Consider the following 12,442-nt stretch of genomic DNA (forward strand, 5'->3'; position numbering starts at 1 on the left):
CACCCAGTGTGCGCCCCCGCGGCCGTCCCGGCCCGGGGTCAGCCGGTGCGCTCCTCGCCCCGGTCGCCGCTCCAGCGGGTGTGGTACGAACCCCCGGCGTCCACCCGGCGATAGGTGTGCGCGCCGAAGAAGTCGCGCTGGGCCTGGGTCAGCGCGGCCGGGAGCCGCTCGGCCCGCAGCGAGTCGTAGTAGGCCAGGGCGGCGGCGAAGCCGGGGGTGGGCACGCCGTGCCCGGCCGCCGTGGTCACCACCGCCCGCCAGGCGTCCTGCGCCCGGCCCAGCTCGTCCGCGAACCTGCGGTCCGCCAGCAGCGAGGGCAGGGCGGGGTCGGCGCGGTAGGCGCCGCGGATCCGGTCCAGGAAGGCGGCCCGGATGATGCAGCCGCCACGCCAGATGGCGGCCATGGCGCCCAGGTCCAGGTTCCAGCCGTATTCGGAGCTCGCCGCGGCCATCATGTTCCAGCCCTGCGCGTAGGAGACCACCTTCGAGGCGTACAGCGCCGCCTCCACCCGGTCCGCGAACTCCTCGGCCGCCTCCGGCGACAGCCCGCCGGCCGCCGGTCCGGGCAGCCCGGCCGCGGCCTCCCGCAGATCGGTGTGCCCGGACAGCGACCGGGCGAACACGGCCTCCGCGATCCCCGACACCGGCACCCCGAGATCCAGCGCCGTCTGCACCGTCCACCGCCCGGTCCCCTTCTGCTCCGCCGCGTCCGCCACCACATCCACGAACGGCCTCCCGGTGGCGGCATCGGTATGCGCCAGCACCTCGGCGGTGATCCCGATCAGATAGGAGTCCAGCCGCCCGGTGTTCCAGCTACGGAAGGTCTCGGCGATCCGGCCCGGCTCATATCCCGCGACCGCGCGCAGCAGGTGGTACGCCTCGGCGATCAGCTGCATATCGGCGTACTCAATGCCGTTGTGCACCATCTTGACGAAGTGTCCGGCGGCGTCGGGGCCGATGTGGGTGCAACAGGGGCTGCCGTCCGGGGCCTTGGCCGCGATCGATTCGAGCAGCGGGCCAAGTGCTTTGTAGGATTCGGCGGATCCGCCGGGCATGATGGACGGCCCGTTGAGCGCGCCTTCCTCACCGCCGGAGATGCCGGTGCCGACGAAGTGGATGCCGCGTTCGCGGAGTGCCTTCTCGCGGCGGAGGGTGTCGTGGAAGTGGGCATTGCCGCCATCGACGATCATGTCGCCTTCGTCGAGGAGGGGTGCGAACTCGTCGATGACGGCGTCGGTGGGGTCGCCGGCCTTGACCATGATGATCAGGCGGCGGGGTTTGATGAGGGAGGCGACGAACTCCTCGGGAGTCTCGGCGGGGACGAAGTTTCCTTCGTGGCCGTGCTCGTCAATGAGGGCCTTGGTACGGGCCGTTGTGCGGTTGTGCACGGCGACGGTATGGCCGTGCCGGGCGAAGTTCCGGGCGAGGTTGCTGCCCATGACGGCGAGGCCGGTGACGCCGATGTGGGCGGTGGGGTGAGGGGTGGGGGTGCTGGGCATTGCGGTCTTCCACTCCTGTCACGTGCGTCGAAGACTTGTATGAGGTGTCAACGTTGAAGAGCTCGAAGATCTTTCCTTCGGGCAGCTGGACGTCGCCCGGCTATCGTTGCACGGGGCGCGCGAAGGCGGCCGGGTGCACGCTGGGGTGGGCTTTGATCTGTCACTTTCGCCTCTCAATGGGAGCCGCCATTCTCGTGACTGGATTGTGCGACTTGGACAAGGTGGGACGTGGGTGCGCAACTCGCCTGCCGGGGGTTCGGGTCCCGGATTGGCGCTACGGATATCGCCCGGCCGTTTGCGTGATCTTGACGTTGTTCATTCCGTTGATCGCCCTTCTCCGGTTGCAGGCGAGGTGATTCTTAGGGTTGATACGCACCGAGATGTTCACGTGGCTGTCGTGATTTCGATGACGGGGAAGACTCTGGCCATTGAGAGCTGCCCGGCCAGCGCGACCGGATACTGTCAACTCGCGTAATGGTCACCCCAGTCAGGTGTCGTTCGGTGTGCAGGAGTAGAGGGGTCCGGCACCTATGGGCGGCCCTGTCCAGATATCTGCTGTCGCAAGGCATCGACGTCATCGAGGCCCCTGGGCCGGGGCGTTCGGCTCGCCGCCGACAGGGAGTATCCCTCGGGTACGTACGCCGTGAATTCCAGGGGAGACAGGCCGGCTTCCCTCAGGCCGTCGATCAACGCCTGAAAGCCCCAGCCACGCGAAGGCACACGCGGGCCACCAAGGTTGATCGTGGCGGGCAGTTGCCTCTGCGGGGAAATGCCTGCTTCGGCCAGGCTTCCCCGACCGATGCGGAGATTGCACGGGCCATCAACGAGCAGGCCAGCACGACCGTCGCAACGGCGGACGACGTCCGAGCGCTGCGCACCGGCACCAAAACCTTCGCTTCCCCGGCGAGGCGTGCCGGCCTGTCGGCTGGGATGATCGCCAAGTTGAACGAACTCGTTGCCGAACTTCAGGGCAAGTTCCCCGGCGCACAAGGTGGCGCCTGACCCTGGTGCATTGTGGGCGTCTGCGTGACCGTACCGGCTGGACGCCCCGGGAGAGCCTGCCCTTCACGATCAGCTGTGTCCGGCTGTCGTCGTCGGACCCCCGACGCCCACTCCACCGACGAGGCGATCCTCGCCGCGGCACCACGCTGGGAGGAGACCTCCCGTCGCCTGCACGTGCCCTTCCACCGGGGCGGCATCAGCCAGTTCGATGGCTACGGGGAACCGGCCGAGCTGGACGGGACGCCCGTCGCGAACACTACGGCGACATCAGGCGGTTGGACCGCATCCTGGGGGCCGAGGGCGACTCAATAAACCGCTACCAGGCATCGAGGCAGGCGGACGTGCTGATGCTCGGCTACCTCTTCTCGCTCGCCGAACTGTCCGCGCTGTTCCGGCAGTTTGGGGTACGAACTCACCGACGGGACATGGCGCCGTACGGCCGGCTACTACCTTCGGCGGACTGGTCACGGTTCCACCCTCAGCTCTCCGAGTTCGGCTTCACGATCCGCTACCGCGGCCACTGGGGGATCGGGGTGCGCGTGTGCGGTGACCGGCTGACGATCAGCGTGCCGGACTCGGAGGAGTCCGCGCTCAGGGTCGTCCTGAGAGGGCGTTCGGTCACCGTCCCGCCGGGGGAGACCAGCACGTTGGTGCTGTCGGATTGAGTGTGGCGTGCGCCACTTTATTTTTATTGAACATTCAAGAACGTAGGGTGTGAGCACTACTTGAAACTTCAAGAAGGAGTTGCCGTGAAGTCCACCCGCAAGGCATGGGCCGTGGCCGTCGCAGTAGGTGTGCTCGCTACGAGCGGTGCCACCATCGCTGCCGCCGCCGCCCCCTCCGCCCGCCCCGCGTCGCAGAGTGCGAGCGAGGACGCGCAGTTGCAGAAGCTGTACAAGGAGGCCGTGGCCGAGGGCGGCCGTCTGGTCGTCTATGCAGGCGGCGACAAGCCGGGGCAGGCCGACTACCTCAAGAACGCGTTCGTCAAGCAGTTCCCGAAGATGAAGGTTGACACCGTCGTCGACTTCAGCAAGAACCATGATGCGCGTCTCGACAACCAGATAGCCGAGCACAAGGTCGTGGCCGACGTCGTCCATCTCCAGACCCTCGACGACTTCCCGCGCTGGAAGAAGGAAGGGGCCCTGGAGAAGTACAAGCCGGTCGGCTGGAACAAGGTCTACGACAAGATCAAGGACAAGGACGGCTACTACACCGGCCTGTACTTCATCGGTTTCGCCAACGTCACCGCGACGACGCTCGGCAGCAACGCCCCTGTCGAGGCCAAGGACTTCCTCAAGCCCGAGTACAAGAACAAGCTCGTCTTCACCTATCCCAATGACGACGACGCCGTCCTCTACTACTTCAAGCAGCTCACCGACAAGTACGGCTTCGACTACCTGAAGAAGCTGCGCGCCCAGAACCCCAAGTTCGTCCGCGGCACCGCCGACGCCGCCGCCCAGGTCGGCAAGGACGGCTACGTGGCGAACTTCGCCAGCTCGGGCAGCTCCAGCGGCCTGTCGAAGACGAGCATCCCCGAGAAGTCGCCCTGGGTCGCGTGGCCGCAGACCGGCGCCATCCTCAAGGACGCCCCGCACAAGGCCGCCGCCAAGCTGTATATGAGCTGGATCCTGTCGAAGCAGTACCAGCAGCACGCCTACGGCTGGAGCGCCCGTACCGACGTCCCTGCCCCGGCCGGCCGCAAGGGCATCTTCGACTACCAGAACATGAACCCGCTCGGCCTCGGCAAGTTCATGAGCGACCGCGCCGCCCTCGACCGCTACAAGGCCCGCGTCAGCCTCTACGTCGGCGACGTCAAGGGCACCGACCCGGCCGACCCCGAGGGCAGGCTCGGCCTGTACCCCGTTGACCAGAACGGCACCCAGGGCCACTGAGGCTCCCTATTAGGGTGCGGCAGTGGAGATCTTTCACCTGCGCTACTTCGTGGCGGTCGCCGAGAACCTCAGCTTCTCCCGCGCCGCGCGCCAACTGCACATGGCCACCTCGCCGTTGAGCCAGCGGATACGGGATCTGGAACGAGAACTCGACCAGCGGCTCTTCGACCGGGATTCGCACCACGTGGCACTGACCCGGGCCGGCACGGCGCTGCTGCCGATCGCGAAGGACATCCTCGGACGGTTCGACGACATTCCCTGGCAGCTGCGCCGGGCCCTGGGGCCCGAGCGGCGGGCGGCGTATGTGGGCGTGGTGCCGGCCCTGCATCCGCGGCTGCGGGAGCGGCTCGCGCAGGTCGAGGCGCGCTGCGCCGAGGAGTACGACGTCAAGCGCTGGCCCGGCAACAGCGGGAATCTCCTGAACGCCGTACAGCGCGGCGACCTCGCCATGGCGCTGGTGCATCTGCCCGTGCACGCCGAGGGGATCGAGGTGCTGGAGCTGCTGCACGAGCCGCTGGGCGCGCTGCTGCCCGCCGCCGCATTCCGCGGGCGGCGGGCAGTGTCGCTGAGCGAACTCACCGACTACACCTATGTGACCTCCGCGCCCGGCACGCTCCCCACGTATTTCGACCAGATCAAGGTGCGTCTGAAAGCCGCGGGAATTCACAAGGAGGTCAACCTCAATATCGGGGATTACGCGAGCGTACGCGAGATCGTGGCGAACGGTTCGGTTTTCGCAATTACGTTGCTCAGTGCGGGGGATCGGGAGGAAGGGGAGGGCGGGAGCGTCGTCCTGCCCTTCCAGGACTTCTCGCCCGCCATGGCGACCGGCCTGGTCTGGCGCCGGGACCGGGCCGAGCCGGACGGTGATTTGCACGGTCTGGTGCGGGAAGCGGCGGCTGCGTTCTTGGCGTGACCGCTGCGGTCACACCGTTGTTCGTGCATCGGTGTCACTGATCGCTTGGGTTCCGCCACCGCGCCGGACTAGCGTTTTCCATGCGACCCGGGAATCCCCGGGAATTCCCCGGAAGAGGGAGTGGTGATGGAATCCGCAGCAGAAACAGGCGCATGGGGCGGCCCATTGGCCGGAGTACGCGTCATCGATATGGCCACGGTGGTGATGGGGCCGTATGCCGCCCAGATCCTCGGCGATCTCGGCGCCGACGTCATCAAGATCGAGTCGCCGAACGACACCGTACGGGTCGGCGCACTGCACCGTACGCCCGGCATGACCCCCCTGAATCTCAACGTCAACCGCAACAAGCGCAGCGTGACGCTCGACCTCAAGGACGAGAGCGAGCACGCCAAGGCCCTTGAGCTCATCGGCACCGCCGACATCCTGATCACCAACATGCGCATCGACGCCCTGCGCCGCCTGGGCATGGACCACGACAGCCTCGCCGCCGCCAACCCCCGCCTCGTCCACGTCCACGCGCAAGGGTTCCGTCCGGACTCCGACCGGGCCCGGCTGGCCGCGTACGACGAGACCGTGCAGGCCGCCTCCGGGCTGCTGGACCTGGCTCAGCGCGCGGGCGACGTGGGGGCGCCCGTCGTGCTGCCGAGCATCTTCGGCGACAAGGTCGCCGCGCTGACGATCGTTTACGCGGCGCTGGCGGCCCTGGTCCACCAGCGCGCCACCGGCCGCGGACAGCGCATCGAAGTGCCCATGGTGGACACGATGCTGGCGTTCAACCTCGTCGAGCATCTGCAGGGCCGCATCTTCGAGCCGCCGATGGGACCGACCGGCTTCCCGCTGTCCATGAACAAGGGGCACCGGGCCCGCCCGACCAAGGACGGCCTGGCGATGGTCATCCCGTACAGCCCGCAGAACTTCCGTGACCTGTTCGCGGCGGCCGGACGCCCCGACCTGGCCGAGGACCCGCGCGTCAACGGCGAGTTCATCGACTCCGCGCGCGACGGCGAGGACTTGGCCGAATTGCTGGAGACGGTCACGCCCGAGCTGACCACCGCGCAATGGGCGGAGGTGTGCGCCAAGCACAGCATTCCCTTCGGCCCCGTGCTGCGGCTCGACGAGGCCGCCGAGGATCCGTATGTGCAGGGAGGCCACCTGCTGGATGTCGCCGAGCACCCCAGCGAGGGCGCCTACCGGGTGGTCGGCATACCGCTGGTGTTCTCCGCCACCCCGGCCTCGGTGCGCCGGCACGCGCCGCTGCCCGGCCAGCACACCGACGAGGTGCTCGGCGAGCTCGCCCGCGGTGAGGTGCGGCGATGAACAGCACCGTCCGCATGGACACCGTCGGCAGCGTCCTCGTCGTCACGATCGACCGGCCGCGGGCCCGCAATGCCGTGAACGCCGAGGTTGCGGAGGGCATCGCCGCCGCCGTCGATCTGCTGGAGTCCGAACCCGGCCTGCGCGTGGGCGTTCTCACCGGCGCGGGCGGCACCTTCTGCGCGGGCATGGACCTCAAGGCCGCCGCCCGCGGTGAGCAGATGACCGTGTCCGGCAGGGGCTTCGCCGGGCTCACCGAGGCCCGTGCGGCCAAGCCGCTGATCGCGGCCGTCGAGGGCTACGCCCTGGGCGGCGGCTTCGAACTCGCCCTGGCCTGCGACCTGGTGGTCGCCGCCGAGGGTGCCCGCTTCGCCCTCCCCGAGGTCAAGCGCGGCCTGATCGCCGGCGGGGGCGGGGTCGTACGGCTCCCCAAGCGCATCCCGTACCACCTGGCGATGGAGCTGCTGCTGACCGGCCGTACCGTCACCGCCGAACGCGCCCGCGAACTCGGCGTCGTGAACCACCTCACCCCCGACGGGCAGGCGCTGCACACCGCCCTGGAGCTCGCCGAGGAGATCGCGGCCAATGCGCCGCTGGCCCTGGCCGCGGTGAAGAGGGTGGTACAACTCGCCGACGGCATACCGGAGTCGGAGGCATTCGTGGTGCAGGCCGCCGAGAACGGCGCGCTGCTGCGCTCGGCCGACTTCGCCGAAGAGATACGTGCCTTCGCCGAGAAGCGCGCCCCGGAGTGGAGAGGGCAGTGAACCGCGCACAGGTCCTGCGAACCCTCAACACGCCCGCCACAGCGCCCGCGTACGCCCCGGCCGCCGTCCGCTTCACGGACCGCGAGTACCTCAGCATCGTCTACCGCACCGACCCCGAGGCGCTGCGGGCCGTGGTGCCCGAGCCGTTGCAGGTTGACTCCGGCGAACCGCTGGTGCGGTTCGAGGTGATGAAGATGGGCGACGTCACGTCCTACGGCCCGTACGTCGAGGCCGGGCAGGCGATCCCGGTGCGGTACGGGGACGAGCGCGGCGAGTATCTGCACGCGATGTACCTGGACAGCTTCGCCGCCACCGCCGCGGGCCGCGAAGTGAGCGCCTACCCCAAGGCGATGGGCACGCCCGCCCTGTACACCGACCACGCCGCGCTCGTCGGGACGCTGGACTACGGGAGCGTACGCGTGGCCACCGCCACGATGGGCTACAAGCACCAGCCGCTGGACGCCGAACTCGCCCAGGAGCAGATCGCCGTGCCCACGTACATGCTCAAGGTCGTTCCGGACTACGACGGCACCCCGCGTGTCTGCGAGCTCGTCCGTACGCGGATCACCGACCTCGTGGTCAAGGAGGCCCATACCGGGCCCGCGCGGTTGCAGCTCTTCGCGCATGTGCTGGCGCCGCTGGCGGATCTGCCGGTGCGCGAGATCGTCTCGGCGAGTCACATCGTCACGGATCTCACGCTGGACCGGGCCGTGCCCGTGCACAACTACCTGACCGAGGAGGAAGCATCATGACCACCGCTGTCGTCGGTGCCGGCACCATCGGCCTCGCGTGGGCCGCACTGTTCGCCGCGTACGGCAACGACGTGACCATCACCGATCCGCGCGAGGACCTGGACGAGGCAGTCGACGAGGCGCTGCCGATGCTCGCCGCCGGGCTGCCCGGCAGCGACGTGGCGGAGCTGCGCGGCCGGATCCGTACCACCCATGACCTGGCCGAGGCCGTGGCCGAAGCGCGGCTTGTGCAGGAAAACGGGCCGGAGAAGCTGGAGTTCAAGCAGCGGCTCTTCGCCGGCATCGTCCTTCACGCCCCGGCCGACGCGGTGCTCGCCACCTCGAGCTCCGGCATCGTCGCCACCCGGATCGCCGAGCGGCTTCCGGACGAGGCCGCCGCGCGGCTGCTGGTCGCGCACCCCTTCAACCCTCCGCACATCGTCCCGCTCGTGGAGATCGTGCCGGGCGAGCGCACCTCGGAGCGGACCGTGGAGACGGCCATCGCCTTCTACCGGGCGCTGGGCAGGACACCGGTGCGGCTGCACAAGGAGCTCCCCGGATTCGCGGCCAACCGGCTGCAGGGCGCGGTACTCCAGGAGGCGATCCATCTCGTCCTCAACGGTGTGGTCGACGCCGGGGAACTCGACACGCTTATGCGGTCGTCGCTGGGCGGCCGTTACGCGGCCGTCGGCCCCTTCGAGAGCTTCCACCTCGGCGGCGGCCCGGGCGGCATCCGGCACATGATGCGGCACCTGGGCCCCGGCCTCGCCGAGGGCTGGCAGCGCCTCGGCCACCCGGAGCTGGACGCCGATGCCATCGCCACGCTCGTGAGCCAGACCGAGGCCGCGTACGGCAGCGGGCCCGAGGCGTACCGGCAGCGCGCCACGCTCCGTGACCGCAAACAACTCGCGCTGGATGCGGCGTTGCGCCAGGCCGAACACGACTGAATCGCACATAAGGAGTCATCGATGCCCAAGCCCGCCAACCCCACCCCCGATTTCTTCGGCTTCGCCGAACTGCTCAGCGACGCCGAACGGGCCGAACTTGCCGCCATTCGCGACTACTTGGAAAGCGAGATCAAGCCGCTGGCCAATGCCGCCTGGGACCGGGCGGAATTCCCCTTCGAAGTGATCGAGAAGATGGCCAAGCTTCAGCTGGCCGGATACACCTATCCCGAATACGGTGACGGCCGCCCTCGCAGCGAACTGTTCTCCGGCTTCCTCACCCTGGAACTCAACCGCGTTGACCCGTCGTTGGCGGTGTTCTCCGGAGTCCACACCGGACTGGCGATGGGCAGCATTTATGGCGGCGGAAGCCAGGAACAGCGCGACCGCTGGCTGCCGGACATGGCAGCGATGAAGAAGATCGGCGCCTTCGCCCTGACCGAGCCCGAGGGCGGCTCCGACGTCGCGGGCGGCATGCGCACCACCGCCCGGCGCGAGGGCGGCACTTGGGTCCTCAACGGCGCCAAGCGGTGGATCGGCAACGGCACCTTCGCCGACCTCGTCGTGGTCTGGGCCCGCGACACGGCCGATGACCAGGTCAAGGGCTTTGTGGTGGAGAAGGGCACCCCCGGTTTCACCGCCACCAGGATCGAAGGCAAGATCGCGCTGCGGACCGTGCAGAACGCCGACATCACCCTCGACGACGTACGGGTCCCCGAGGCCAACCGCCTGCAGGGCGTCAACAGCTTCCGCGACACCGCCGCCGTCCTCGCGCGCACACGGGGCGGGGTGGCCTGGCAGGCGCTGGCAGTGGCCGTACGCTCCTACGAGCTCGCCCGCGAATACGCCGTCACCCGCGAGCAGTTCGGCAGGCCCATCGGCTCCTTCCAGCTGATCCAGGACCTGCTGGTGAAGATGCTCGGCAATATCACCGCCATGTTCGGCATGGTCGTCCGGCTCAGCCAGCTCGTCGCCGCGGGGCGTGGCAGCGCCGAACAGGCCGCCCTCGCCAAGGCGTTCACCACCACCCGGATGCGCGAATGCGTCGCCTGGGCACGTGAACTTTTCGGCGGAAACGGCATCGTTCTCGATTACGAGATCGCCAAGTTCTTCGCCGATGCCGAGGCCGTCTACTCCTTCGAGGGCAGCCGGGAGATGAACACCCTCATCGTCGGCAAGTCCATCACCGGCCACAGTGCCTTTGCGTGACGAGTGACTGTGGGCCGTGAGCGGTATCACCGGTGGCGGCCGGCCGAAGCCCGCTCACACGCTTGCGGAAGCTGCCACAAGTGACCCTGGCCTGCTGACGTCATGGGAACGGTGGTGAGAACGGGGTGACCTGCCTCGTCGGCTCCTCGAGCAACTCGCGTCTCACCGTAGGGGTTGAGGAGGAATTTCTCCTGGCCGACCCGGACTCCCGGATGCCGGCTCCCTGTGCCGAGGAAGTCATCGCCACGGCCGCTCTCGAGCTGGGCGGGCTCGTGGGGACTGAACTGACGTGTTATCAGGTCGAGGCGCGCACCGACCCGCACATCGAACTCGCTGACCTTGCCGGGCAACTGTACGCGTACCCGCGTGCAGTTGGCCCGGGCCGCCGCCGAGCACGGGGTCCGGATCGTGTCCAGCGGCGGACCTGTGCCGGCTCCCACCGGCGCACCGCCGGTGATCGGTCAGCGGGCCACCGCCGTACTTCGCCTCGCTCCAGCACTACGACAAACTGGTCGGCGCCCTCATCGGTACCGGCACCATCCTCGACCTGGCGGGCATCTACTGGGACATCCGTCCCTCCCATCATCTGCCCACCCTGGAAATCCGCGTCGTTCGATGCGGCATTGACCGTCGACGACCTCGTCGCACAGGTCCTCGCTCCGTCGGCGCCTCAACTCGCCTGACTGGCAGGATTACCTCGCTGACCTGCGTCGCTTCCCCCTGCCGGCGCAGCGGTCACACGATTTACCGAAGAGGCGGGCGCGTCAAGGGAGGTATTGCGCCACCGACCGGAAACAGCGTCCCGGATTTGTACAGCCCTTGCGACGCCGGGGACTTGGCGACCGCCGGGGCGTTGATCCCAGTGCCGGGCCGATCGTGATGAATGGGCAGCAGCCCCCCGCTGAGCGGAACCCCCGTGCCGCCGCGCAGGTCGGCGACGATCTGGGCGGCGATGGACAGAGCCGTTTCCTCCGGGGTGCGGGCACCGAGGTCGAGCCCGATCGGCGAGCGGAGCCGCGCCAGTTGCTCCTCGGAGACCCCGGCCTCGCGCAGCAGTCGGACCCGGTCGAAATGGGTTCGCCGGGAGCCCATGGCTCCCACATAGGCGACCGGAAGTTGGAGGGCGTAGGTCAGCAGCGGAATGTCGAATTTGACATCGTGGGTCAGTACGCAGAGAACCGTCCGGCCGTCGAGACGTTGCGCCTCAAGGTATCGATGTGGCCAGTCAACCACGACTTCATCCGCTTGAGGAAACCGTTCCGCCGTGGCGAAGACCGCACGGGCATCGCAGACGGTGACGTGGTAGCCGAGGAACTTTCCCAACTGCGCCAGGGCGGAAGCGAAATCGATCGCTCCAAAGATGATCAGACGTGGTGCTGGGTTACTTGTCTCTATCAGGACCCTGACGGCCTGGCCGCTCCCTGTGTCTTCGGCTCCCATGTCCAGGGCGCCGGTGTAGCCCTCATCAAGCATCCGGCGTGCCGCCTCGGCCACGGTCCGGTCGGCCGCGGGGCTGCCGCCGAGGGAACCGGTGAGCGTGCCGTCGGCCCGGATGAGGAGAGTGCGCCCCAGCTGTTCGCCGGGGCCATCGACCACGCGCACCATGGCCGCGGGCTCACCGCCCGCGGCCGCCGCCACGGCGGTCGCGACCACTTCCCGGTCGGGGGCCGTCGCGCGGACCGGCGCGACCAGTATCTCGATGGATCCGCCGCAGGTCAGCCCGGCGGCGAAGGCGTCCTCATCGCTGTAGCCGAAGCGCTCGACGGTGGCTTCGCCGGTTCTGATCGCCGTACGGCACGACTCGTACACAGCCGCTTCCACACACCCACCCGAGACCGAGCCGATCGCCATGCCCTCGGCATCGACGGCGAGGGCGGCTCCGGGCGGACGGGGAGCACTTCCCTGGGTGGCAACCACGGTGGCGACGGCGAATTCGCGCCCCTCCACGCACCATGCCCGCAACTCGTCCGCGATATCCAGCATCAGTGCCCCTGGTGGCCGGCCGGGCGGCCCATGGCCCGGCGGACGGCAGCCACGACGATGAGACGGTGGGTGAAGGACGCGTTGCGCAACTGCGCGGTCTGCGGATCGACGATTTCCTCCATCACTGGGTGCTTCGACATCGACGACACCACAGGTCACTTGATCTTTACAGGCGCCCGCCTGGTCGG

General features: G+C 68.5%; 11 protein-coding genes and 2 pseudogenes. 10 read left to right on the plus strand and 3 right to left on the minus strand.

Going from position 1 to position 12,442, the window contains the following annotated elements; all coding sequences use genetic code 11:
* Window positions 1-38 precede the first annotated feature (38 nt).
* Entirely contained in the window at window positions 39-1,499 is a 1,461-nt protein-coding gene (gene gndA, locus CV755_RS06935; protein WP_109279297.1) for an NADP-dependent phosphogluconate dehydrogenase, read from the minus strand.
* A 753-nt stretch (window positions 1,500-2,252) separates the two neighbouring features.
* Between gndA and CV755_RS34070 the strand changes: the two genes are divergently transcribed.
* From CV755_RS34070 to CV755_RS37345, 10 genes and pseudogenes are all read left to right on the plus strand, one after another.
* Window positions 2,253-2,501 (plus strand): hypothetical protein, encoded by a 249-nt coding sequence (locus tag CV755_RS34070; RefSeq protein WP_153068597.1) that lies wholly within the window; start codon window positions 2,253-2,255, stop codon window positions 2,499-2,501.
* A gap of 144 nt (window positions 2,502-2,645) precedes the next feature.
* Window positions 2,646-3,166 (plus strand): annotated as a pseudogene (locus CV755_RS06940) (glycosyl hydrolase family 65 domain-containing protein); the annotation flags it as partial.
* Between the two features lie 84 nt (window positions 3,167-3,250).
* Window positions 3,251-4,393 (plus strand): ABC transporter substrate-binding protein, encoded by a 1,143-nt coding sequence (locus CV755_RS06945; protein ID WP_109279298.1) that lies wholly within the window; start codon window positions 3,251-3,253, stop codon window positions 4,391-4,393.
* Between the two features lie 22 nt (window positions 4,394-4,415).
* Window positions 4,416-5,309, plus strand: a complete 894-nt coding sequence (locus CV755_RS06950; RefSeq protein WP_109279299.1) for a LysR family transcriptional regulator — start codon at window positions 4,416-4,418, stop codon at window positions 5,307-5,309.
* Window positions 5,310-5,435: 126 nt separating this feature from the next.
* Window positions 5,436-6,626, plus strand: a complete 1,191-nt coding sequence (locus CV755_RS06955) for a CaiB/BaiF CoA transferase family protein (protein WP_109279364.1) — start codon at window positions 5,436-5,438, stop codon at window positions 6,624-6,626.
* The gene (locus CV755_RS06960; RefSeq protein WP_109279300.1) at window positions 6,623-7,387 is read left to right on the plus strand and encodes a crotonase/enoyl-CoA hydratase family protein; all 765 of its coding nucleotides are present in this window, start codon (window positions 6,623-6,625) and stop codon (window positions 7,385-7,387) included. The genes CV755_RS06955 and CV755_RS06960 overlap by 4 nt, the downstream gene beginning before the upstream one ends.
* Window positions 7,384-8,139: an acetoacetate decarboxylase gene (locus tag CV755_RS06965; protein WP_109279301.1), complete on the plus strand. Its 756-nt coding sequence runs from the start codon at window positions 7,384-7,386 to the stop codon at window positions 8,137-8,139. The genes CV755_RS06960 and CV755_RS06965 overlap by 4 nt, the downstream gene beginning before the upstream one ends.
* A complete protein-coding gene (locus CV755_RS06970; RefSeq protein WP_109279302.1) occupies window positions 8,136-9,065 on the plus strand; it encodes a 3-hydroxyacyl-CoA dehydrogenase NAD-binding domain-containing protein in 930 nt (309 codons plus the stop codon). The genes CV755_RS06965 and CV755_RS06970 overlap by 4 nt, the downstream gene beginning before the upstream one ends.
* A gap of 21 nt (window positions 9,066-9,086) precedes the next feature.
* Window positions 9,087-10,271: an acyl-CoA dehydrogenase family protein gene (locus CV755_RS06975; RefSeq protein WP_109279303.1), complete on the plus strand. Its 1,185-nt coding sequence runs from the start codon at window positions 9,087-9,089 to the stop codon at window positions 10,269-10,271.
* Between the two features lie 475 nt (window positions 10,272-10,746).
* Window positions 10,747-10,872: pseudogene (locus CV755_RS37345) on the plus strand (carboxylate-amine ligase); the annotation flags it as partial.
* A gap of 143 nt (window positions 10,873-11,015) precedes the next feature.
* Here the strand turns inward: CV755_RS37345 and CV755_RS06980 are convergent.
* Window positions 11,016-12,254, minus strand: coding sequence for an XdhC family protein (locus tag CV755_RS06980; RefSeq protein WP_109279304.1), 1,239 nt, complete (start codon window positions 12,252-12,254; stop codon window positions 11,016-11,018).
* A complete protein-coding gene (locus CV755_RS34535) occupies window positions 12,254-12,394 on the minus strand; it encodes a hypothetical protein (RefSeq protein ID WP_161968608.1) in 141 nt (46 codons plus the stop codon). The genes CV755_RS06980 and CV755_RS34535 overlap by 1 nt, the downstream gene beginning before the upstream one ends.
* Between the last annotated feature and the right edge of the window lie 48 nt (window positions 12,395-12,442).

This window comes from Streptomyces orinoci, from assembly GCF_003121295.1.
Taxonomy (GTDB): Bacteria; Actinomycetota; Actinomycetes; order Streptomycetales; family Streptomycetaceae; genus Streptomyces; species Streptomyces orinoci.

Coding starts and splice junctions, on each gene's coding strand:
- CV755_RS06960 (WP_109279300.1), top strand. CDS start 6,623: ATGAACAGCACCGTCCGCATGGACACCGTCGGCAGCGTCCTCGTCGTC.
- gndA (WP_109279297.1), bottom strand. CDS start 1,499: ATGCCCAGCACCCCCACCCCTCACCCCACCGCCCACATCGGCGTCACC.
- CV755_RS06980 (WP_109279304.1), bottom strand. CDS start 12,254: ATGCTGGATATCGCGGACGAGTTGCGGGCATGGTGCGTGGAGGGGCGC.
- CV755_RS34535 (WP_161968608.1), bottom strand. CDS start 12,394: ATGTCGAAGCACCCAGTGATGGAGGAAATCGTCGATCCGCAGACCGCG.
- CV755_RS06955 (WP_109279364.1), top strand. CDS start 5,436: ATGGAATCCGCAGCAGAAACAGGCGCATGGGGCGGCCCATTGGCCGGA.
- CV755_RS06975 (WP_109279303.1), top strand. CDS start 9,087: ATGCCCAAGCCCGCCAACCCCACCCCCGATTTCTTCGGCTTCGCCGAA.
- CV755_RS06970 (WP_109279302.1), top strand. CDS start 8,136: ATGACCACCGCTGTCGTCGGTGCCGGCACCATCGGCCTCGCGTGGGCC.